The sequence below is a fragment of the Paenibacillus sp. sgz302190 genome (assembly GCF_059820445.1).
In genome coordinates this window covers 1-572 of record NZ_JBZYAO010000112.1, presented here as the reverse complement: position 1 = coordinate 572, position 572 = coordinate 1, and the positions used below count along the sequence as shown (strand labels likewise).

Annotated in this window: 1 protein-coding gene; it reads left to right on the top strand. The window is 47.4% G+C overall.

All coding sequences use genetic code 11. From position 1 onward, the window contains the following. On the top strand, positions 1-572 hold a 572-nt coding region (locus tag AC6RNO_RS36770; RefSeq protein WP_497108447.1), incomplete at both ends, for a transposase.

Genomic DNA, 572 nt, shown 5'->3' with positions numbered 1-572 from the left:
CGTGTGCTTAACAAGATGAAAAGCGACGAATTCAAAGAAAGCGCGAAGAAGAATACGCAGGATTTTAAACGCAATCGCAAGATTGGTTTCTTTCCGCTGCTGCTTCTCATCCTCCGCATGGTCCGAAAATCGACGCAGTTGGAGTTGGATGAATTTCGCGAGATGTTCATGCCAGAAGAGGCGACAACGACAACGTATACGAAACAGTCCTTTTCCGAGGCCAGACAAAAGCTCTCCCCGGCCGCGTTCACCTTGCTAAATGACGAACTGGTTCAGGCGTTTTACGAAGACGGGGATTTCAAAACGTATCATGGATTTCGACTGCTTGCTATGGACGGCAGCGTGATGGAATTGCCAAATACATCTGAAACCAGAAACGTGTATGGATACACGACGACTTACAAAGTCGGGTTTCGTATAGCCAGGGCACTCTCTTCCCATCTGTACGATTTAGAGAACAAACTGGTTCTTAGTACCTGCCTAAGCCGTTATGACGATAATGAACGGGATCTGGCCAAACGGAACGTAGAACACCTGTTGAGTCTTGAAACCACGCCTGTTCGGAATCTGAT